Source organism: Serratia sp. ASV30 (assembly GCF_016428815.1).
Classification (GTDB): domain Bacteria; phylum Pseudomonadota; class Gammaproteobacteria; order Enterobacterales; family Enterobacteriaceae; genus Chania; species Chania fonticola_C.
The window spans coordinates 11,653-32,844 of sequence record NZ_JAELTL010000016.1 but is presented as its reverse complement, the minus strand read 5'-3'; the positions used below and the strand labels follow the sequence as shown (position 1 = coordinate 32,844).

At 54.4% G+C, this 21,192-nt stretch carries 17 protein-coding genes; 6 read left to right on the top strand and 11 right to left on the bottom strand.

Features of this window, described 5'->3' with window-relative positions; translation table 11 throughout:
• Positions 1–142: 142 nt before the first annotated feature.
• From JHD74_RS09615 to JHD74_RS09570, 10 genes are all read right to left on the bottom strand, one after another.
• Positions 143–454 carry a hypothetical protein gene (locus tag JHD74_RS09615; RefSeq protein WP_024530139.1) on the bottom strand — a complete coding sequence of 104 codons (312 nt, stop codon included), beginning with the start codon at positions 452–454 and terminating at the stop codon, positions 143–145.
• A gap of 343 nt (positions 455–797) precedes the next feature.
• Positions 798–1,652, bottom strand: coding sequence for a tagatose bisphosphate family class II aldolase (locus JHD74_RS09610; RefSeq protein ID WP_024486999.1), 855 nt, complete (start codon positions 1,650–1,652; stop codon positions 798–800).
• 9 nt (positions 1,653–1,661) lie between these two features.
• Positions 1,662–2,825: an SIS domain-containing protein gene (locus JHD74_RS09605; protein WP_199062564.1), complete on the bottom strand. Its 1,164-nt coding sequence runs from the start codon at positions 2,823–2,825 to the stop codon at positions 1,662–1,664.
• 415 nt (positions 2,826–3,240) lie between these two features.
• Positions 3,241–4,011: a transcriptional repressor AgaR gene (gene agaR, locus JHD74_RS09600; RefSeq protein WP_024530976.1), complete on the bottom strand. Its 771-nt coding sequence runs from the start codon at positions 4,009–4,011 to the stop codon at positions 3,241–3,243.
• Between the two features lie 332 nt (positions 4,012–4,343).
• Positions 4,344–5,252, bottom strand: a complete 909-nt coding sequence (locus JHD74_RS09595; RefSeq protein WP_024530975.1) for an ROK family protein — start codon at positions 5,250–5,252, stop codon at positions 4,344–4,346.
• A 19-nt stretch (positions 5,253–5,271) separates the two neighbouring features.
• On the bottom strand, positions 5,272–6,543 hold the full coding sequence (locus JHD74_RS09590; protein ID WP_199062562.1) for a Gfo/Idh/MocA family protein: 1,272 nt from the start codon (positions 6,541–6,543) through the stop codon (positions 5,272–5,274).
• Positions 6,544–6,560: 17 nt separating this feature from the next.
• Positions 6,561–7,697, bottom strand: coding sequence for an ABC transporter ATP-binding protein (locus JHD74_RS09585; RefSeq protein WP_024530973.1), 1,137 nt, complete (start codon positions 7,695–7,697; stop codon positions 6,561–6,563).
• 24 nt (positions 7,698–7,721) lie between these two features.
• Complete coding sequence (locus tag JHD74_RS09580) at positions 7,722–8,540, bottom strand: carbohydrate ABC transporter permease (protein ID WP_021177895.1); 819 nt, start codon at positions 8,538–8,540, stop codon at positions 7,722–7,724.
• A gap of 10 nt (positions 8,541–8,550) precedes the next feature.
• Complete coding sequence (locus JHD74_RS09575) at positions 8,551–9,492, bottom strand: carbohydrate ABC transporter permease (protein WP_074031041.1); 942 nt, start codon at positions 9,490–9,492, stop codon at positions 8,551–8,553.
• A 78-nt stretch (positions 9,493–9,570) separates the two neighbouring features.
• A complete protein-coding gene (locus JHD74_RS09570; RefSeq protein ID WP_074031042.1) occupies positions 9,571–10,824 on the bottom strand; it encodes a sugar ABC transporter substrate-binding protein in 1,254 nt (417 codons plus the stop codon).
• Positions 10,825–11,286: 462 nt separating this feature from the next.
• On the opposite strand from JHD74_RS09570, the gene JHD74_RS09565 reads away from it, so the two are divergent.
• The 4 genes from JHD74_RS09565 (at position 11,287) to JHD74_RS09550 (ending at position 16,489) form a co-directional block, all read left to right on the top strand.
• Positions 11,287–12,948, top strand: a complete 1,662-nt coding sequence (locus JHD74_RS09565) for a DUF4091 domain-containing protein (protein WP_199062560.1) — start codon at positions 11,287–11,289, stop codon at positions 12,946–12,948.
• A gap of 126 nt (positions 12,949–13,074) precedes the next feature.
• Positions 13,075–14,775, top strand: a complete 1,701-nt coding sequence (locus tag JHD74_RS09560) for a lysophospholipid acyltransferase family protein (protein WP_199062558.1) — start codon at positions 13,075–13,077, stop codon at positions 14,773–14,775.
• Positions 14,776–14,923: 148 nt separating this feature from the next.
• Entirely contained in the window at positions 14,924–15,706 is a 783-nt protein-coding gene (locus tag JHD74_RS09555) for an N-formylglutamate amidohydrolase (RefSeq protein WP_024530968.1), read from the top strand.
• Between the two features lie 72 nt (positions 15,707–15,778).
• Positions 15,779–16,489 (top strand): flagellar brake protein, encoded by a 711-nt coding sequence (locus JHD74_RS09550; RefSeq protein ID WP_199062556.1) that lies wholly within the window; start codon positions 15,779–15,781, stop codon positions 16,487–16,489.
• 203 nt (positions 16,490–16,692) lie between these two features.
• On the opposite strand, the gene JHD74_RS09545 is transcribed toward JHD74_RS09550, so the two are convergent.
• Positions 16,693–17,532 (bottom strand): PfkB family carbohydrate kinase, encoded by an 840-nt coding sequence (locus tag JHD74_RS09545; protein WP_024530966.1) that lies wholly within the window; start codon positions 17,530–17,532, stop codon positions 16,693–16,695.
• Positions 17,533–17,905: 373 nt separating this feature from the next.
• On the opposite strand from JHD74_RS09545, the gene JHD74_RS09540 reads away from it, so the two are divergent.
• Together JHD74_RS09540 and JHD74_RS09535 are read left to right on the top strand one after the other, a co-directional pair.
• Positions 17,906–19,777: a beta-glucoside-specific PTS transporter subunit IIABC gene (locus JHD74_RS09540; RefSeq protein ID WP_074031048.1), complete on the top strand. Its 1,872-nt coding sequence runs from the start codon at positions 17,906–17,908 to the stop codon at positions 19,775–19,777.
• On the top strand, positions 19,774–21,189 hold the full coding sequence (locus JHD74_RS09535) for a glycoside hydrolase family 1 protein (RefSeq protein WP_199062548.1): 1,416 nt from the start codon (positions 19,774–19,776) through the stop codon (positions 21,187–21,189). The genes JHD74_RS09540 and JHD74_RS09535 overlap by 4 nt, the downstream gene beginning before the upstream one ends.
• Positions 21,190–21,192: the final 3 nt, after the last annotated feature.

Below are 21,192 nucleotides of genomic sequence, written 5' to 3'. Positions count from 1 at the left end.
GACATGCTGATGGGGCGGGGCTATAGGAAAAAACAGGGTACACCCAAATAGGTATACCCCTGAGATGAAACGCCAAAATGTTTATAAAATCACAAAGTCATTTTCAATGGCTAATTGTATGACATAATTACGTCGATTAGGATTAATTGTAAATTAACGTAATTCGTTGTAGAGAAGGGTCATTAAACACCGATTCACGAATAGGTTTGCCCATTAATTCCGAACCCATATTATCCAATGGCATTTGGATAAATTCATTGGTATTGAAGGCGGTTTCACGATAGCAACTGGATATATACTGACCATTATTGCGCGAAATCTCGCAGGTTGGGGCGCTGATTTTGCCGGAAAACTGGATGCTCCCTGAGATGGCGTTGTGGCTAACATCTTGTTTTGAATGGGCAGAAAGTGGTAAAGCTGCCAGTATGGCCAAAGCAGTAATAATAGATTTCATAAGCTATTCCTATTAGCATAAAGTAAAACCATCCATTAACAAAAAAGTCGATTATTGTCTAAAAAATAAACTTCCATTGCCTGATGATTTAATTTCCAACGTTACTATAATGTATTGAGTAAATAATAATAACAGCAATCGTTCGTTAATTGAATTTAATAGTAGAGATGGGCAGGCAGTAAAACCATGATTTAGATCATAGTGGGGGGGAATTTAGGGGTTAATGTGAGAATTATTACTTTTGATACTGCTTATAATAACGGGTGTGACTTTAAATGGCGATATTAATGTTAAGGCCGCATATTCATGGTTATTCTGCGGCCCTTAATCCTACTCTTTAGAGTTACAGCATACCTGCGCTGCCACAGATACGGATCTTTTCTGCTACTACTTCTTTCATCGCCAATTTACCCGGGACGATGTATTTACGCGGATCGTTGGCCTCCGGATGCTGCGAGAAATAGCTCTTCACCGCATCGGCAAAGGCGATTTTGAGTTCGGTCGCCACGTTCACTTTACACACCCCCAGCGAGATGGCTCGCTTGACCATCGCTTCCGGGATACCGGAGGCACCGTGCAACACCAACGGGATCTCCAACTGTTCGCGGATCAGCGCCAGACGGTCAAAATCCAGCTTGGGCTCCCCGTGGTACAGCCCATGAGCCGAACCAATGGCGACGGCGAGGGAGTCGATCCCGGTCGCCGCGACAAACTCGCGGGCGGCTTTTGGATCGGTATAAAAGCCGTCTGCCGCATCGACAATCAGATCGTCTTCCTGGCCACCCAGGCGGCCCAGCTCCGCTTCTACGCTAGCCCCGTAGCGATGGCATAACGCGACGGCCTGGGCAACCAACGCGATGTTCTGCTCAAAAGGCAGGTGCGAGCCATCGATCATTACCGAACGGATCCCGGCTCTGACCTTGGTGGCGATATCCTCGAGCTCTTCGTGATGGTCCAGATGCAGTGCCAGCGGCAGGTCATGGCGCTGGGCTGCCGAACGGCAAATTCCCACCAGATAGTCGGTACCCGCATAGCTGAAGGTGCCTGGTGTTCCGGCCATGATCACCGGGGATTGCAGTTCGGCGGCGGTTTCTGCCACTACCTGCACCGTTTCAAGATTGTGGACGTTGAACGCCGGTACGGCATAGCCCTGCCTTTGTGCTTTCAACAGCATTTCACGGTTGGATATCAGGTACATAACGGCTCCTTACAGCTCGGTAGCAGAGTAGGGATAAATGGTCACGCCTTTTACCACTCGGTTGACCTCTCCGGTTGGACAAGGGTTATCCGGCGTCAGGCCGCGCGCCAGCGAGGTTTCAAACGCCAGCATTTGGGCGAACAGCAGATAGGGGAATAACAGCCAGATATCGTCGTCGGCATGATGCAAATCGGACTGGCCCGTTTTCTCTGTTGGCGAATTACCAAGGCCAACCATTTGCTTGGCCAAACCGTCGCGCTGGAGTTCGTCCCACAGATCCTGCTCATAACGCTCGGTATAGCGGTTGCTGGAGAGCATCAGTAGCACCAACGTCTGTGGATCGACCATAAATTTAGGGCCGTGACGCAGGCCCAGTGGCGAGTCGTAGCGGGTGACGATCTGCCCGGCGGTCAGTTCCAGCATTTTCAGCGAGGCTTCCTCCGCCAGGCCGGTGAAACAGCTACTGCCGAGCACGATGTAACGGCTAAAGCCGCTGCTGGCCAGGGTTTTTACTTGGGATTGCAGCGTTTCACGCAGTTCTCTACAGCGCTCGATCATTTGCACCAGTGGTTGCTTGGCGGCGTCCAGGGAATAGGGGCCTAACAGCAGCGCGGTGCTGAGCATCATGCAGCTGAAGCTGGAGGTCATGGCAAAGCTCTGGTCGTTTGAGCCCTGTGGCATCACCAGGGCACAGACGTTCTTACGGCCGTGCGCGTAGTTGGCCAACTGGCTGTCCGGGTTGCACACCAGCATCAGGTGATAGCACTGGGGAAGCAGTTGATCTGCCAGCGCCACCGAGGCGACGCTTTCCGGGCTGTTGCCGGAACGGGCGAAAGAGACCAGCAGCGTCGGGCGTGATGGATCGAGAAACTGCTGCGGATTGGCGACGATATCGGTGGTGCCATAGGCCGCAACATCTCGGCCGGTTTTTTCCCTTAGCCATGGGGCCAAGGCCCGACCGGCAAAGGCTGAACTGCCAGCACCGCACAGCACAATCTGCAGGCGTGGGTTTTGCAGCAGCGGCGTCAGGAAAGCGGAACATTGCTCCTGTTGGGCGACCAACTGCTGGTGCAAGGCAGCCCAAAGGTCCGGCTGCTGCCAAATCTCACGGGCGGTATGCAGCGCATGATGTTGCTCCAGCCAGTCCGCATCGTAAGAAAAATAACCTGTCATGATGGTAACTCCTTAAAAATAAAACGGTTAATACGCTATAAATACCTGTGGATGCGGATGATCCGGTGCTGTTGCTAGCCCTCACCCTAACCCTCTCCCACAGGGAGAGGGGATCGAACCGTGCCACCAGCCAACTCCTGCGCTCGCCACTAATTAGCTTCTGTATCTGGCTATTACTCTGTACCCACTCCTTTTATTCCAGAGTCGCTCAGCATCTGACGGCTGCTCCGTTTCAGCTCCCTCTCCCTTGAGGGAGAGGGTTGGGGTGAGGGGGCGAACAGGGATGCCTAATACTCCTGAACCTGACCACCGTTCATGCCGTATAAATGCCTGCTTTCGAAGTAGCCTCAGTACCTGATGGCTGCTCCGTACCAGCTCCCTCTCCCTGCGGGAGAGGGTTGGGGTGAGGGGCGATTCATTGATCGGCGATAATCACCTGGACCCCCAGATTTTGCAGCGCATGCAGGTAATTGGCTGGAATGCGGCTGTCGGTAACCAATCGGTGGATCTGGCCGATCTCGCGGATCATGCAGAAGCTGCTGCGGCCAAACTTGCTGGCGTCAACCACCGCAATCACTTCGCGAGCCACTTCACACATGGCGCGGTTGAGCTGTGCCTCACCGGGATCTGGCGTGGTGATGCCGCCCACCAAATCAAAGCCGTCAACGCCGAGGAAGAACTTATCAAAGCGATATTGGCGAATATGTTGCTCGGCAGCGGGGCCATACAGCGACCAAGACTTGCGCCGTACGCTGCCACCGACCACCATCAAATCCACCTGTTCGTTACTGGCCAATTCGAAGGCGATATTCAAGGCGTTGGTCATCACCACCAGGTCTTTCTTGCCTGCCAACTGGGTAGCCATCTGGCTAGTGGTGGAACCCGAGTCGAGAATGATCGCATCACCGTCGTTCACTAACGCGGCGGCGGCACAGGCAATGGCGAATTTCACATCGCGGTTGATGCGCCCCTTGTCCTGTAGCGGGCGATCGAAGGCGAACTGTTTATTGAGCATCGCGCCGCCGTAGGCCCGTACCGCACAGCCACTTTTTTCCAGATGGCGCAGATCGCTGCGAATAGTGACGGTAGAGACGGCAAACTGGCTGCTCAACTGTTCCACGCGCACCGTGCCCTCACGGCACAGCTGGTCGATAATTAATTCCCGCCGTTTTACGGTATTGATCATGAATAGCTGACTCCTGATTTACCCGTAGCAAACCCCTGGCCGTGGCAGAGGCCACAGCAACCGTTACAGGCGTATTTTCAGTCTTTCGTTGCAAATTACAGCAAACGAAACCGCGCAACGCAATCGAAAAATTTAAATATAATCTTATATTTCAATTGGTTATTGCCATGATATCTTTCGGTTGGTCATCAACTGAAAGCAGCATGAAAATAAACTGAAAACCGGTAATGCCTTATTTATTCGGCTAATATCTCCGTGGCGGCGCCAATTAATTCCGCCGTGGATGAAAGCTACCCACGGTGAATAATGCGGGTGAGCTTTCCTTAAATTTTTTATTGCCAGCTTTGGCGCAACAGTGCCGCACCGCGTACGCCGCTGCTGTCGCCATATACTGGGGGATAAACCATCGCGGGTTCCGTCCCTGGCAGTAGCCAGCGGCACATGGCGGCGGGCAACTGTGTATAGAGTTCACTCACGTTAGAAAGCCCGCCCCCTAGCACGAAAGCGTCCACATCCAGTAGCAGTTGCAGGCTGGCCAACGCGCTGGCCAGGATATCGATGTAAATCCCCATCAGGTGTTGCGCTAACGCATCGCCCTGACGGTAACTGGCGATCAGTGCCGGGACGTTGGCTGCGCTATGGCCAAAGTGTTGGCTCAGGGCCAGCAGACCGCTACCGGAGACATAACGCTCAAAGCAACCGGTCAGGCCGCAGTTGCAGACGAACAGCGGCAAATCGTAACGCTGTGCCAACTGAGCTGAGATAGGCGTATGCCCCCATTCGCCAGCCAGTCCATTACGACCCTTGTGCAGCCGTTTGTTCATCACCAGCCCACCGCCAGCACCGGTACCGATGATGGCACCAAACACCACCTCCAACCGTTCGGTCTGGGGCGTGCTGGCCTCCGAAAGCGCAAAACAGCGGCAATCGTTTTCAATCTCTACCGGTCGCGATAGCTCTTGGGTCAGATCGTCCGCCAGACAGTGGCCGGTCAGGCAAGGCACGTTTACCGCCAACTGTCTGCGGCTGCGTGGGTCGGTGATCCCCGGCAGGCCAATGCCGATGGTGCCTTGAGTATGCAAGCTGCGATCGGCCTGGCTGACCAGTTGTGCGATGCAGGCGAGAAACTCGCGGTAGTTGCCGGTGGGCGTACTGACGCGCTGGCACAGCACCTGATTCAACTGGGCGTCATAGGCGGCCATTTCGATTTTGGTGCCGCCAATATCAAAACCGTAACGCATAGCATGAGTAGCCACGGTTTTACTCCTCGCCCAAGGTGATAACAGCGTTTTCCCGGCGAGCGCGTTCGGCGGCGAAGACCATCAAGTGGCTCTGCAAAGTTTCCTGCGGGCCAGACAACACTTGCGAAGGATCGTTGGCGCGCACGGCGGCGATAAAATGCTGCATCAGATAATAGTCACCGCCGCCGTGACCAGACATGGTGTGCAAGTCTTCGGCCTCGTCCACGTCATACAGCGTTTCGCTGTCGTCAAGGAAGGAGGTGATGCGGATATAGCGGCCATCGCCCTCCAGACAACCCTGGCTGCCGAAAATGCGCGTTTTGCGATCTTCCATTTTGGTAAAGGCAGTCATGGTAAAGGCGGCGGTGCGGCCACCGCTAAACTGCATATTCACCACCTGATGATCCACCACGTTGTTATCACAGCGGTAGACACAGCGGCCATACGGGCCGTTGCGCAGCGCAGCGACCAGATGCTCCTGATCGACTTCCGGCGTCAGCACCCGTAGGAAACCCGGCGTTGCCTTGTGATTCTCACCGAGGTAGATACGTTTGGCGGAATAGGGGCATTCAGCCTCAACGTTGCAGTCCAGGCAGTTATCCGCTGCGCCTTGAGGCTGGTTTTCCTGGCGGAAGTGGCGTAACCCACCAAATGAGCTGACCTGCTCGCAAGGGGTATCCATCACGTAACGGATCCAGTCGATATCGTGACAGGATTTTTGCAACAGCATAAAGGCCGCTTGCTGGTCGTTACGCCAGTTGCCGCGTACGAAAGAGTGAGCCTGATGCCAATAGCCCACCGGCTCCAGATGCTGGAGGCTAACGATGTCGCCAATGACCTTATCGCGCAGCAGTTGCTTGAGTTTCTGGGTATAGCGGGTATAGCGCAACACATGTCCAACGGAGAAGATGATCCCCTGGCGCTCCACTTCTTCAACGATGGTGCGGCACTCACTCGCGTCCGGCGACAGCGGTTTTTCCAACAGCATGTGGTAACCCTGTTTGGCGAAGGCCAGGGCCGGTGCCAGATGCAGAGTGTCCTGGGTACAAATCATCACCGCATCGGCCAGTTTGCCCGCCTCTACGGCCTGCTGCCAGTCGGTAAACACGTTTTCGGGCGAGATGTCGTGCTGGGCCACAAACTGCTGGCGATAGGTATCACGCGGCTCTGCGACCGCCACCACTTGCATCAATTCTGGGTGAGCCAATGCATAGCGAGAGTAAATCTCCCCACGAGCACCGGCACCAATCACCAACACGCGTACCGGACGGCCAGTAAAGTCATTAGACATTGCAAAGTACTCCCAAATTATCCCAGTGACTGGGTAGAGTTATTATTCAGGTTGTCACCGCTGGCCTGATCGAACAGGTGGGCGCGGGCCAAATCAAACGTCAAATGGATCTGTTCGCCGATGCTCGGTTCCCAGTCTGGCTGAGACGCAATCCGCAGCACGAAGCGTAATCCGGCCAGTTCACAGTGCAGCAACTCTTCGTTACCCATGCGTTCGATGGTGGCGATACGGGCCGGGAAACAGTTTTGGGTACCGGCAGCGCACAGGCGCAGGGCTTCAGGGCGAATACCCAGGCAAACGCGCTGGTGTGGATAGCCTTCCAACTGCTTTTCCAGCGCAGGCGGCAGGGTTAGTAGATAGTGATCATCGATACGCAACTGTGTTCCCTGAGCATTACGTAGCAAGTCCAGATCGTGCAGGTTCATCGACGGGCTGCCGATAAACTCGGCGACAAAGCGGTTGGCGGGGTGGTGATACAGGTTGATCGGCTTGTCTACCTGCATGATGGTGCCCCGATTCATCACGCAGATGCGGTCGCCCATGGTCATCGCCTCGACCTGATCGTGCGTCACATACACCATGGTGGCGGCGGCGCCTTCTTGTTTCAGTCGGTTATGCAGTTCGATGAGCTGCACACGCATGGAAACGCGCAGTTTGGCATCCAGGTTGGAGAGCGGCTCGTCGAACAAGAACACCTTGGGTTTACGTACGATGGCACGCCCAACCGCCACGCGCTGGCACTGGCCACCGGAGAGCTGGCCGGGTTTGCGGTGTAGCAGGTTGGTGATTTCCAGCTTCTCGGCGGCATCCTGCACCCGCCGGTCGATCTCAGCCTTGCTCTCTTTACCAATCAGACCAAAGGCCATGTTCTTGTAGACGGTCATATGCGGATAGAGCGCATAGTTCTGAAACACCATCGCGATGCCGCGATCTTTGGGCATGGTGTCGTTAACGCAGCGGTCGTGGATCATGATTTGGCCTTCACTGACGCTTTCCAGCCCGGCGATCATGCGCAGCAGGGTGGATTTGGCACAGCCGGAAGGCCCGACAAACACCATAAACTCACCGTCCTTGATATCCAGATCCACGCCATGTAACGCCCGGAAACCGTTGGGATAGACCTTTTTCACACTGTTTAATTGAATACCGGCCATGTCTGTTTACCTTATTGTTCGCGGTTAGCCTTTAACGCCAGCGCTGGCGATGCCCTGGATGAAATAACGTTGGAAAAGAATGAACAGCATCAGCATCGGGATCACCGCCATCAAGGCACCGGCCATCAGCAACGGATATTCCACTCCGGCACGGCTGGACAGCGAAGCCAGCCCTACCGGCAGCGTCAATTTCTCGGTGGTGGTGTTGACGATCAGCGGCCACATCAGGTTATTCCAGCTCCACAAACCGTTAATGATGATGCAGGCGATGATGCCGGGACGGATCAGCGGCAGCATGATGCGCCAGAAGATGGCGAAGTAGCTGTAGCCGTCGATCAGCGCCGCTTCTTCCATCTCCTTAGGTACCGCCAGGAAGAACTGCCGCAGCAGGAAAGTGGCATAAATGCTGAAGATCCCCGGCAGCACCAGGCCGGTAATGCTGTTGACCAGCCCCATTTTCTGCACCACCAGGAACTGCGGGATCAGAAATGCCTGGCCGGGCACCATCAGGATCGAGATGCACACCAGGAATACCGCGTCACGGCCACGAAAGTGCAGGCGGGAGAAGCCATACGCGGCCATGGTGGCGATCACCATTTGCAGAGTCACGGTGGAGAAGGTGGCCAGCAGCGAGTTGATATAAAAATCCGCAAAAGGGATCTCACGCATGATCTTGCCGTAGGCCTGCAAGCTGGGGTTTTCCGGCAGCAGGGTCAGCGGGATCTGAATGCTTTCGGCCTGGGTTTTCAGCGAGGTCACCAGCATCCAGATAAAGGGCACCACCGAGGCCAGCGCCGCTAGCGTCATAAACAGATAGACCAGGGCTTGTTTGCTTATCGTCATCAATGGCTCCTCAGCTCACTCTCAGGCGTTTGCCGATCGCCATCTGCACCAGCGTGATCACCAGCGTCACGGCGAACAGCACCACGGTAATGGCAGAGGCATAACCTTTCTCTTGCAGATAGAAGGCGTATTTGTAGAACAGGTTGGTGATGGTCATCACGTCACCCTCCACCAGGGCGCGGTCGAACATCAGGAACACCACGTCAAAAATTTGCAGGATCTCGATAAAGCTCATCACCGACACAAAGAACAGCGTCGGTACCATCATCGGCAGCGTGATAAAGAAGAAGCGGCGCAGGGTGCTGATACCGTCGATATCGGCGGCTTCATACAGCTGGCGGGGGATGCTTTGCAAACCGGCCAGCAGGATGATGATTTTCAGCGCCAGCGACGACCAGATAATGATGATGGACACGCTGATGCGTACCACGTCCGGATCGGACAGCCAGGCGACCGGCGCAATGTGCAGCAGGTTTAGCCCTTGGTTAATCAGACCAAAATCCTTGTTGAACAACCACTGCCACACCATTGCCACGGCGGCGGGCATGGTCACCGCCGGTAGGAACAGTAGGGTGCGTAACAGCGCTTTGCCACGAATATTCTGGTTCAGCCCAATCGCCAGCAGCAACGACAGCAGCAAGATCACCGGCACGCACACCACCACATAAAACAGGGTGTTGAAGGCGGCGGTATAGAAGTCATCGTCCTCAAACAGGTTGATGTAATTGTCAACGCTGATGGTCGTCCAGCTCATAAACTGGTTGAGGTCGGTAAAGCTGTAAAAAATGTTCTGTAAAAACGGGATGAAGTAAAACACCGTCAGGCCAATCACCAGCGGCAGGATCATCACCCAGCCCCAGAAGCGTTCGGCTCGCTCCAGGCGGCTTAATGCGGCACGAGGTTTGCTCTTTGCCTGTTTTATGTTGGCCGTAGCCGTTTCTGCCAGCGACATGTCGCCATTCCTCACCTTTGACTGCTCAGTGTTTCCGCTACGGCCAGCCTTCGGGCAGGTAGGCCGTAGCGGGGGGAATTACTGCTCCATGATGCGTTCGATCTTCTTGACCGATTTATCCATTTCCGTACGGGCATCCGCGCCCATAAAGATTTTCTTCAGGCTGCCGATCCACATGTTTTGCCACTTCGGCGTGTTGGTGCCTGCGGTTGGATAGGCCTCGGTCACTTCCAGCGTTTGGATGTACGGAGTGACGTCAACCTTTTTGACTTCCTCCGCCCAGGCTTTAGCCGCGACCTTGTTGGCCGGGATCACCACCTTCGCCAGGGTGGCCTGTGAGGCTTCGCTGCTCATAAACTCGATGTACTTCCAGGCTTCCTGCTTGTGGTCGCTCTTGGCGGACATGGCATAGGCCAGGCTGTGGGCCACGCCAGACTGGCGCTCGATTTTCGGCATCATCACCACGCCGATGTGCTCATTGATCAGCGGATTGTTGGCGAACGGAGCGGCCAACCAGGAACCGGCATATACCATGGCGGCGCGGTTGGACTGGAAGATGTTCTCGGTCTTCACTTCGCTCATCTGCTGGGCGGTCGGCATCAGGCCGTCTTTCATCATCCCTTGTAACTGCTGGTAGACCCAGATGGCGTTGTCGTTGGCGATATCAGTGGGTTGGCCATTTTTTGGCACGATATGATTGCCTTTCTGGAACAGCAGGTTCATATAGCTGTCCTGGCCGTCGATGCTGAGATCCATCACCAGCGGGAAGGCGCTGCCCTTCAGGCCGGTTTGCAATTCGGCAGCCTTTTTCTTCATGTCATCCCAGGTCCAGTCGCTGGTGGGATAGCTTACGCCAGCCTGATCGAACAGTTTTTTGTTGTACCACACGGCGATGGAGTCAACATCGCGCGGGATGGCCATCTGCTGGCCGTCGTATTGATAAGCCTTAACGGAGCTGGCAACGATATTATCCAGATTGACCGTGCCGTCTTTTAAATAATTACCCAGCGGTTGCATAATGCCATTTTTGGCATATTGCACAAAATAGGGCATATTAATCCAGAATATATCCGGTGCGACACCACCGGCGGCGGCGGAGTCTAATTTAACAAAGTATTGTGCAGCGGGGGTTAATTCTATTTCCACTTTAATATTCGGGTTAGCCTGCTCAAATCGCTTGGCAATTTCCTGTTCGGCAGGTAATTGGTTTCGATCCCAAACCGCATAACGTAACGTTATCTGGTCGGCGGCATATAACATGGTCGGCAACAATAAAGCGGCTGCAACAGCGGAATGCAACAGAAAACGTCCGGCGTTTTTTCTAGGTGACATTGCTTTACCCTCGGTGTCGGCGAATACATTTTTTGGTGAACGTGATTTCTTTCTATCCCTTAACTTTCAATGTGTCAATGCGGCCATTTTGCCCAAAAATGGGGCGTGTATCTTTCACTGTTGTTAACAACGAAAGGTTAAAGCCAACAACCGAAAGCCTTTTTTGTTGATGAATTGTTAATGTCGAAGGGCGAAAATCCGTTGTCGGGCGGCAGTTATGGCTTGCTGGGGTCATAGGATTAACTGATAACCCTTGCACCATAATGGGGATTAAAAACGTTTTTATTGTGCAGGCCGCGGCATCTTTCATTTTTGTGATGCAAATAAACAAAAAAATTATTTTTTTGCCGGGTGAGAGGGCGTTTGCTGGCTTTTTTTGTTGGCCTATATTGCCTGTGGCGAAAAAACGCGCTAGCCTGAAATTAATTCAATCCCACCGTAAAATAAAACAGGGCAGCTATTATGCGTCTCACGCTACTATTTACCCATTGCCTGGAGAAGATATTCCATCGCCAAGCCGCACCGCAGGTAGAACAGCAAAACCAATTCAGTTGTCTGAATAATGAAAGCCTCTCATGGCAAGGCGTGTATTGTCTGTACCGCGAGGATAATGAAACCCGTCGGGAATTACGTTATCAACTTGAGGGGGAATTGGCTGATGATATCAGCGTGCGTCATGTGCAGTCGGTGCCCAGCCATTTTCCCTGCTATGCCGAGGCTGATGAGAACTATCTGACGACCGAGCCAGGCCTATTTCCCGACCCGCTAATGCCCATTCAGGATCGGCGTTTTTTTGCCGCCTGCCGTTATTACGCCAGCCTGTGGCTGACTTTTACGCCGCCAGCGCAGGGTATTGCCGGTGGTGACTATCCGCTAACGCTGCGGCTGTTCGATCAAGAGACGGGGGAAGAGTTGGCCGCAGCCAGCATGACGCTGCATGTGGTACCTGCCGCGTTGCCAAAACAGAGGCTTCTCCATACCGAATGGTTACATACCGACTGTCTGGCGGACTATTATCAGATTGCGGTGTTCAGCCCGCAGTACTGGCAGGCGGTGCGCAACCTGGTGCGTAACGCGGTGGCAAACGGCGTGAATATGCTGCTAACGCCAATCTTTACGCCGCCGCTGGATACTGCTATCGGCGGCGAACGCACCACCGTGCAGTTGGTTGGGGTAAAACGCACCGCTGCAGGTTACCAATTTGATTTTGAACGGTTGGCGCAGTGGGTAGCATTGGCGCAGGAGGAGGGGATCGAACACTTCGAAATTGCCCACCTGTTTACCCAATGGGGCGCGGCGCATGCGCCCAAAATTATGGTTGAGGTTGCGGGGGAAACCCAACTGCTGTTTGGTTGGCATACCGATGCCCACGGCAGCGAATATCAGCAGTTTCTGCAGGCATTGATGCCAGCATTAACCGGCTGGTTCCGGGGGCGGGATCTGCAACAGCAGGTGTGGTTTCACATTTCGGATGAACCTAAACTGGAAAATATCGCCGCCTACCAACGTGCTAGCGATTCACTGCGGCCCTTGCTGGACGGGTTCCGCACTTTCGATGCGCTCTCCGATTTTGACTTCTATCAGCGTGGGCTGGTAGAAACTCCGGTAGTCGCCACCGATCATATCGAGCCGTTCCTCGAGCATCAAACCCCGCAGCTCTGGGCTTATTACTGCTGCGTGCAAAGAACCGAGGTGGCCAATCGCTTCTTTGCTCAGCCTTCGGCACGCAACCGCATTCTGGGTATCCAGCTTTACCTCTATAACATCAGCGGCTTCCTCCACTGGGGCTACAACTTCTATAACAGCAGTCATTCCCGGGAGAAACTGAATCCCTATGCGGTCACCGACAGCGGCAACGCCTTCCCCTCTGGCGATCCTTTTGTGGTTTATCCGGGGCCGAATTTCATGCCGATAGAATCGCTGCGTTTGCGGGTGTTCCATCAGGGGTTACAGGATCTGCGGGCATTGCAGCTGCTGGAGAGCCTGACCGATCGTGCCACGGTGGAGCAGTTGATCGATCAGGAACTGGGGATGCGCATCACTTTCAAACGTTACCCTCACCAGGCTTCTGCCATACTGCGGCTGCGGGAACAGGTCAACGCCTGTATTGAAGCAGCTCTGTAAACTAGAGGGTAGAGGGGCGAGCATGTTCGCCCCTGGCACCTGATTTCATCTTTTCGTCATCAAACGGTCATGTTCAGGTCATCACGCTGGCTTAAGTTTGCAGCGACTAGGCCAGGAGATGACCCGATGTTTACTTTGGATAGCCTGCTGCAAGATGTCTTCCCACAGCGTTCTCCCTCAGCCTGGCAGCGTAGCCTGCTAAGAACCTTACTGCGTGAAAAAGAATTCAAACAGTTTGCCGCCGACTATCCGCACCTGAAAGGGTTGGATCTGATCGAGCAGGTGGTGGATTACTTTAATTTGAGCTGTGAACTGGTGGATGGGGATCTGGAAAACATCCCCAGCCAAGGCCCGGTGGTGTTGGTTGCCAACCATCCCATTGGTTCGCTGGACGGTTTGGTACTGCTGCGGACGGTGGCGGCGGTTCGGCCAGACGTCAAGGTAGTGGCTAACCAGTTGCTGAGCTGTATCGAACCCTTACGCAATCTGTTTGTGCCGGTTGATAACCTGGGTAACCGTACCAACCGCCAGCAGATTGCAGCCATGCAAGCTCAGTTGGATAATCAGGGTGTGTTGATCCTGTTCCCGGCAGGGGAAGTATCCCGCATGAGTCCCAAAGGGATACGCGATGGTCACTGGCATACCGGATTTCTGCGGCTGGCCGCCAAGGCGCGGGCGCCGATCGTTCCCATCCATATCAGCGCCCGAAACAGCGGCCTGTTCTATTTGACCTCGCTGATTTATCGCCCGTTATCCACCTTGCTGCTGGTGCGTGAGATGTTCAAACAGCGGGGCGGACGGATCAAAATCCGCATCGGCGGGCGCATTCCATTTGCCCATTGGCACGATGGCCATACTCAAGCACGCGATCTTGCCGAACGTTTCCGCCGCCATGTTTATCGGCTTGGTCAGGGGAAGCCGGGGCTGTTTACCAGCGAATCGGCCATCGCTTTGGCGGAAGATCGCCTCGAGTTGAAAAAAGCGTTGGCTGCCTGCGAGCGTCTGGGTGTTACGCCGGATGGAAAAACCATTTTCCTTTATCGCCGCCAGGGGGAGGCCAGAGCACCGATCCTGCGGGAGCTTGGTCGCCTGCGGGAGATCGCTTTCCGTGCCGTGGGGGAAGGTTCGGGGCGGCGGCGTGATTTAGACAGCTATGACGACGATTATTATCATCTGGTGCTGTGGGATGAGGAGGAACTGGAGATTGTCGGTGCCTATCGCTTTATTCCTACGGCACCGCAGTTGGCCAGCAAGGGACTGGAAGGCATCTACAGCAACAGCCTGTTCCATTACGATCGCGATATGACACCGATCCTTGAACAAGGGATTGAGTTGGGCCGCAGCTTTATTCAACCGGCCTATTGGGGGAAGCGCGGTCTGGATTACCTGTGGCTCGGCATCGGTGCCTATCTGGCCAAATATCCGCAGTATCGTTACCTGTTTGGCCCGGTGTCGATTTCAGGTGGTATGCCGGTTGCCGCTCGCGATTTGCTGATTGCTTTCTATCGCCTCTATTTCTCTCCAGACCATGCTATGGCTCAGTCACGACAGCCTTATCCGGCCTCTTTGCCGCAGGTATTGGCCCAGTTCGTCGGGGATGATTATCAGCAAGATTTACTGCGCCTGAAAAGCCTGTTGAGTAACCTCGGCTGTTCGATCCCGACCTTGTACAAGCAATACACCGAGCTGTGTGAGCCCGGTGGTGTGCAGTTTATCGACTTCGGTACCGATCCGGCGTTTAACCACTGTATCGATGGTTTAGTGTTGGTCGATCTGACGCGGCTGAAGCCTACCCGCTATCAACGCTATATTGCCGCTCATCTTTAGATCGGCGGCTCATTCATAAAATCAATGGGCCATGACACAACGGCTCCGTTTTGACGGATCGTGCGGCCGCGCCAAATCCTCCCATGGGAAATTGGTAGCCGGTGAAAGGATCGCCTAGAATTAGCGGTTTCTTTCGCCGGAGTGTCCTATGTATCACCCCTATACACCAACCTTGCTGTCTGCGGATGAGCCTGCGGCCGTCAGCGTTGAGCTACCACAGGCGACTTCTCCTTTCTTGCTGCTGTGCGATCATGCGGGGCAGGCCATCCCAAAACGTCTTGGCGATCTTGGCCTGGCCAGCGGCGATATCGATCGGCATATCGGTTGGGATATCGGTGCGCTGGCGGTTTCCCGCCTGCTGGCCCAACAGTTGGATGCGACATTAATCCATCAGCACTACTCGCGTTTGGTGATCGACTGTAACCGTACGCCGGGTATTGCCAGTTCGATCCCACCGTTATCGGAAGTTACGCCAATACCTGGCAACCAAGGGATCAGCGCGGCCGAAGCGGGCGCCCGTGAACAGGAAATTTTTCAGCCTTATCACCAGGCCATCAATCATACGCTGGCAGCTCGCCGTGCCAGTAATCAACCCTGCGCGGTGATCGCCATGCACAGCTTTACACCGGTGTTTAAAGGCGATTCAAGGCCGTGGCAGGTTGGGCTGCTGTTTAACCGCCATCCACAATTTGCCCTGTTGTTGGCGGAGTTGCTGCGTGCAGAAGGGGACTTACAGGTCGGTATCAATGAGCCATATGCGATGACCGATGCAACCGACTACACGCTGCCGGTACATGCGGAACGCCATGAATTACCTTATGTTGGCATCGAAATTCGCCAGGATTTAATCGGGGATCGTGCAGGGCAGGCAGCATGGGCAGCCCGTTTTTCCCGACTACTGCCATTATTATGGCAACGCTGGGAAATTTGACTTTAGTATTGATGACGGTGATGATTGTGTAAGGAAAGCGTTAGCGTCGATGGACAATGCTGGGAGTGACGGGTGGAACATATTGATAACGGACTGTTTATCAAGCAGGAGCGTTTTGAGGTGCTGGCAATTTTGCGCGACATCTATAAGCAAAGAACGCCACTGCGTGTCGCTAATGAACAGCATGAATTCAACGGCCAATTATTAAGCGTTGGCGCTGATAACATTGTTTTTAATTGCGATGCCACAGAGCAGATCCCCGAAGGGATATTCAATATTGTGATTGAAAGCCACGATGCAAAAATTGAATTCTCTGTCGAACAGGTGCAACTGACCGAGCATAACGATACGCCGGTTTATGAGGCCCGTCTGCCGAAGCAGCTGGTTTATATCCAACGCCGCCGCCAGTTACGCATTACCACGCCTTATTGGCGTGAATTTTTCTGTAACGGGGAACACAGCGATGGCACCCCGTATCAACTGCGTATTCACGATCTTTCGCCGGGCGGTGTTGGCCTGCGTATCGACGGCCCGGTGCCTGGCTATATGCAGCCGGGGCTGGTGTTCAATAAGGCGCAGCTGGATTTAGGGGATTACGGCAAGTTTAAGGTCAATATGGAACTGATTGCCGTGAATGAAGATCATGTTATTGATGAAGACGAAAAGCATCATTTCTCGCGTCTGTCCTGTCGTTTTCTCAAGATGGGGATGTTGACCGAGCGCAAAATTCAAAGCGCGGTATTTGCTTTTGAATTGGATTTCAACAAGAAGAAAAAACGTTGACTCCCTCATCCCAATCCTCTCCCACAGGGAGAGGGAGCTGATAGCCCCTGCTAATTTGGAAGTAAAGAGGTAATTTCAGCAACCATGCTCACCCTTGCAACCCAGTTGAGCCAGTCGGTGTTCAAGGTGAATAACTCTACTTTCAGCTTTACTCGATCGGTCCCCTCTCCCTGTGGGAGAGGGTTAGGGTGAGGGGCATCACATCACTTCAGTGCCCGCAGGTGGCCGATCTCCTGCCAGCCGTGACGCGCCGCATCTTCCAATACCGCACATACCTCATGGATCGCAGTCGGCACTGCCTTGCTGAAAGATTCCCCCTGCAGCAAATGGGCAATTAACAGCGCAGTGAACATGTCACCCGTCCCTTTCACCGGCGAATCGATTTTGGCATGGGTGAAGCTTTGCGCCGCTTCAGCGGTGACCAGCAACAAGCCAACTTCCTGATCGCCGTTTGCCACGCCAGGTGCGCTGGTGACCAGTACCCACTCCGTATTGCCTTTGAGCAGCGCCCGTGCAGCCTGCTCGGTTTGCTCGCGCGTGCTTAACGCCATGCCGCAAAGCTGCTCCAGCTCGAAACCGTTCGGCGTAAGGCCATGGGCCAGATTGAGGTATGGCGAGCGATAACGTTCAACCAGACGTTTATCGACGTAAACCCCTTCGCCGTAGTCTCCCATCACCGGATCGATATAGATCTTGATGCCCGGATTGAGGGCAATCACCCGCGGCAGCCAGTCTGCCAGAATATGGCACTGCGCCACGTCACCCAGATAACCGATAATGATGGCCCGCGCGCGGCACACGACTTCACGGGCAATCAGATCTTCCAGAAAACCGCTGAACCATTCGCTGGAGATCGCTCCCCCGTGCGGCGCGCCGTAATAGGGCGGGCAACCAAACAACACGCTCGGTACCTGCAACACCTCCAGGTTCTTCTTCAACAACGTGCGGTAGGCAATGCCATTCCCCACGCTACCGTAGACCACCTGCGACTGAATGGTGATCACATCAATGGGTGGTGGCCGCAGTTTAGAGCCTTGTTGCATGTGGACTTCCTTGGTTCATTGTTATTCAAGCGCAACGGTCGGCAGAGGTAACTCGCCGAGGTAGAGAAGTTTAACCTATTGAAGGGCATGGCTACAGTAGGTCGCGGGTGAGTTTGATGATTTTTCGTCGGATCGCTTGCGATTTTTCCTGCGACTAATCGTGATGCGAATCACAAAGCTTACCGTTGCCGGTTGCCTGGAGATCGCGTCCGCGGTATTACTTGCGCCGTAGCGTAATAAGCTACTCAATCATTTTTATGATGGCGTGTTACTGCGCAAGCAGGCAAGACCAAAATAGAAATGCACTTCTTCTGCCGAAGGGGAGCATTTTCATTTTGGTCTTTTTTTTTGCTTTTTTTGCCGGGGAAAACCTATGGATTATAACAAGTTGGGCTTGGACATATTGGCACTGGTCGGGGGAAAGGCTAACGTCAGCAAGCTGACGCACTGCGCTACCCGTCTACGGATGGAGTTTAACGACGATAGTCGGGTAGATGCGAAAGCGATAGAAGCTTTGCCCGGCGTGATCAGCGTGGTCGAGCGCGGTGGCCAGTTCCAGATTGTGGTGGGCAACAACGTGCAGCAGACTTTCCGCGCGTTGCAAAAAGCGATTGGCCAACCGCTGGGCAAACCGGGCGGGCAGCCGAAGAACAAGGCCAAGGGCGGTGTCTTTACGCAGATTATCAGCGTGATTTCGACCACCTTTACGCCGGTGATCCCGGCTATTACCGGTGCGGGGATGATCAAGGCGCTGCTGGCGATCCTCAAGTTAACTGGGGCGATCAGCGCGGCCAGCCCAACTTACCATCTGCTGGATACCATCGCCGATGCTGCCTTCTTTTTCCTGCCAGTGCTGCTGGCCTATGGGGCATCGATCAAGTTTGAGTGTAACCCTATTCTGGCCATGACCATCGCGGGAGCCTTGTTGCATCCCAATCTTGCCCAGATGCTGGCCGCCGGTTCACCAATCGATTTTATTGGCATCCCGGTGCGGTTGGCCGATTATGCCGGCTCGGTGCTGCCGATCATCTTCACGGTGTGGCTGATGTCTTATATCGAGCGCTTTGCTGAGAAAGTCTCGCCGACCATGATTAAATTCTTCACCAAACCGATGATCATCCTGCTGGTTACCACGCCGCTAGCCTTGGTGGCGGTAGGGCCGTTCGGTATTTTCCTCAACGATCTGGTGGCCAGCGGCGCGGCGATTATCGATGGCAAGGCCAGTTGGCTGATCCCGATGCTAATGGGCGGGCTGCAACCATTCCTGGTGATCACCGGCACCGCGTGGGCGATGACGCCTATCGCTACCGGCCAGTTGAGTAAAAACGGCTTTGAAATGATTAATGGCCCCGGCATGTTGGCTTCCAACATCGCCCAGGGCGCGGCAACCCTGTGTGTCGCGTTCCGCACCAAGAATAAAAATCTGCGTCAGTTAGCCTCATCCGCCGGTTTCACCGCGCTGCTGGGGATCACCGAGCCTTCACTATACGGCGTCACGCTGAAACTGCGTAAACCGTTGATCGCAGCCATGATCGGCGGCGGCTGTGCCGGTGTCTACGCGGGTGTAAGCGGTTTGGTGCGTTATGCCTTTGTTTCGCCAGGGTTGGCGGCCTTACCGGCCTTTATCGGCGAAAACCCGATGAATATCGTGCACGCCCTCATCACCTGCGTTATCGCCATTGTCGTGACCTTTGCCTTGACCTGGATCCTGGGCTTTGAGGATCCGGTTGATGAAGATGAAGAGGCGGCAGCAACAGATAGTGCTCCTTCCGAGAGCAATGCGATGCTGTTAAGCCCGTTGGCTGGTCAACTGGTGGCGCTGGAACAGGTGAATGACGACGTATTTTCGCAAGGGTTGTTGGGCAAGGGCGTGGCAATTGTACCTGAGCAAGGTGTGCTGCGTGCTCCAGTGGACGGGGAAATCGTGACCTTCCTGCCTTCGAAGCATGCCGTGGGCATTAAGGCCGATAACGGCATGGAAGTGCTGATGCATATCGGCATCGATACCGTCAATCTCAACGGTGAGCATTTCAGCTCTCAACTGCAGGTGGGCGATCGGGTGAAAAACGGTGATGAGCTGGTGCGCTTTGATATTGCCGCCATTACCGCGCTGGGTTACGACATTATCACCCCGGTGCTGGTGGTCAACAGCGAGCAGTATCCGCACCTGAGCTGCCGACAGCCTGGCCCGGTGAACTTTGGTGAGCAAATTGTCGCGCTGAATACCAAGGAAAAAAATGTATGATTTACCACCAGCTGAACGATTTTCCGCCTGGCTTCCTGTGGGGGGCCTCAACCTCGGCTTATCAGGTTGAGGGGGCATGGGACGAAGACGGCAAAAGTCCTTCCATTGTCGATATGCTCGATCATCCCGCCGAGACGGCAGATTTTAAGGTGGCCAGCGATCATTACCACCGCTTCCGTGAAGACGTTAAGCTGTTCGCCGAATTAGGGCTGAAGGCGTACCGTTTCTCCGTTGCCTGGACGCGCATTTTGCCCAACGGTACGGGCGAGGTGAATCAGCCTGGTCTGGCGTTTTATCGTGACCTGATCGATGAACTGCTCAAGCACGGCATTGAACCTGTGGTCACGCTCTACCATTTCGATCTGCCCTATGTGCTGGAACAACAGGGCGGTTGGAGCAATCGGCAGACCATCGATGCCTTTGTCGAGTATGCGGACGTGCTGTTCACTGCCTTTGGCGATAAGGTCAAATATTGGCTGACCATCAACGAACAGAACACCATGATCCTGCACCCTGGTGCCATCGGGGTACCAAAGGGCGGCGAACTGCCTACCAAGCCGGTACTTTATCAACAGAGCCACCATATGCTGGTGGCGCAGGCGCGGGTCATGGCTTTGTGCCATCAGCGCTGTCCCAGGGGGAAAATCGGCCCGGCGATCAATACCACGTCGATGTATCAGGAAACCTGCCATCCGTTGGATGCCATCGCCGCCCACAACTGGGAAACGCTGCGCTGCTGGAGCTTTCTGGATGTTGCGGTACATGGCCGATACAATGCGTTGGCCTGGCGATATTTGCAGGATCGCGGCCTTGCCCCAGTGATTGAAGACGGAGACGCGGAGTTACTGCTGCAAGGAAAGCCGGATTATGTAGCGATTAACTACTATTCCACCGCCACCATCGCCGCCAGCCGTGGGGATGCCTCGGATATCACTGCTCGTGCGGGGGACCAGCAAATCATGCTGGGTGAGCCGGGCGTGTATCGGGCAGCGGAAAACCCGTATGTCGACAAAACGCGCTATGGTTGGGTGATCGACCCCGTGGGCCTGCGGCTGACGCTGCGCAAGGTTTATGAACGCTATCATCTGCCGATTTTAATTACTGAGAATGGCATCGGCGCGCCGGACCAGCTATTGTCTGGGGATATCATCAATGATGATTACCGCATCGATTTCATGCGTGCGCATATCGAACAAATGCAGTTGGCGATTAATGATGGTGTCGATCTGCTGGGTTACTGCCCGTGGGCGGCGATCGATCTGGTCAGCACGCATCAGGGCTACGCCAAGCGCTACGGTTTTATCTATGTCAACCGCGGTGAACAGGATCTGCACGATCTGCGGCGTATCAAGAAGAACAGTTTCGCCTGGTATCAGCGCCTGATTGCCTCGAACGGCCAACAACGTGGATAACAC

Coding starts and splice junctions, on each gene's coding strand:
- JHD74_RS09615 (WP_024530139.1), bottom strand. CDS start 454: ATGAAATCTATTATTACTGCTTTGGCCATACTGGCAGCTTTACCACTT.
- JHD74_RS09610 (WP_024486999.1), bottom strand. CDS start 1,652: ATGTACCTGATATCCAACCGTGAAATGCTGTTGAAAGCACAAAGGCAG.
- JHD74_RS09605 (WP_199062564.1), bottom strand. CDS start 2,825: ATGACAGGTTATTTTTCTTACGATGCGGACTGGCTGGAGCAACATCAT.
- agaR (WP_024530976.1), bottom strand. CDS start 4,011: ATGATCAATACCGTAAAACGGCGGGAATTAATTATCGACCAGCTGTGC.
- JHD74_RS09595 (WP_024530975.1), bottom strand. CDS start 5,252: ATGCGTTACGGTTTTGATATTGGCGGCACCAAAATCGAAATGGCCGCC.
- JHD74_RS09590 (WP_199062562.1), bottom strand. CDS start 6,543: ATGTCTAATGACTTTACTGGCCGTCCGGTACGCGTGTTGGTGATTGGT.
- JHD74_RS09585 (WP_024530973.1), bottom strand. CDS start 7,697: ATGGCCGGTATTCAATTAAACAGTGTGAAAAAGGTCTATCCCAACGGT.
- JHD74_RS09580 (WP_021177895.1), bottom strand. CDS start 8,540: ATGACGATAAGCAAACAAGCCCTGGTCTATCTGTTTATGACGCTAGCG.
- JHD74_RS09575 (WP_074031041.1), bottom strand. CDS start 9,492: ATGTCGCTGGCAGAAACGGCTACGGCCAACATAAAACAGGCAAAGAGC.
- JHD74_RS09570 (WP_074031042.1), bottom strand. CDS start 10,824: ATGTCACCTAGAAAAAACGCCGGACGTTTTCTGTTGCATTCCGCTGTT.
- JHD74_RS09565 (WP_199062560.1), top strand. CDS start 11,287: ATGCGTCTCACGCTACTATTTACCCATTGCCTGGAGAAGATATTCCAT.
- JHD74_RS09560 (WP_199062558.1), top strand. CDS start 13,075: ATGTTTACTTTGGATAGCCTGCTGCAAGATGTCTTCCCACAGCGTTCT.
- JHD74_RS09555 (WP_024530968.1), top strand. CDS start 14,924: ATGTATCACCCCTATACACCAACCTTGCTGTCTGCGGATGAGCCTGCG.
- JHD74_RS09545 (WP_024530966.1), bottom strand. CDS start 17,532: ATGCAACAAGGCTCTAAACTGCGGCCACCACCCATTGATGTGATCACC.
- JHD74_RS09540 (WP_074031048.1), top strand. CDS start 17,906: ATGGATTATAACAAGTTGGGCTTGGACATATTGGCACTGGTCGGGGGA.
- JHD74_RS09535 (WP_199062548.1), top strand. CDS start 19,774: ATGATTTACCACCAGCTGAACGATTTTCCGCCTGGCTTCCTGTGGGGG.